Source organism: Belnapia sp. AC561, assembly GCF_979252845.1.
Genome location: NZ_CEEDBP010000253.1, coordinates 1 through 267, shown reverse-complemented (window position 1 = coordinate 267; position 267 = coordinate 1). Strand labels below are relative to the sequence as shown.

Below are 267 nucleotides of genomic sequence, written 5' to 3'. Positions count from 1 at the left end.
GCTGCACAGTCTGCGTCGGCTCGGCGTTCGCGTAGCACTCGACGATTTCGGTACCGGCTACTCCTCGCTCAGCTATTTGCGGGCGTTCCCGTTTGACAAGATCAAGATCGACCGCAGCTTCATCATTGATCTGATGAGCAGCGATGGTGCGACCGCAATCATTAAATCGATCACGATGCTGGCCGATGCGCTCGGCATGGAAACAACTGCAGAGGGCGTCGAGGACGTCGGGCAGCTGGACATTTTGCGTGAGCAGGGCTGCAATCA

At 57.3% G+C, this 267-nt stretch carries 1 protein-coding gene; it reads left to right on the top strand.

Translation table 11 applies throughout. The annotated features are described in order from the left end of the window. On the top strand, nucleotides 1-267 hold a 267-nt coding region (locus AC0IW9_RS30970), incomplete at both ends, for an EAL domain-containing protein (RefSeq protein WP_471652135.1).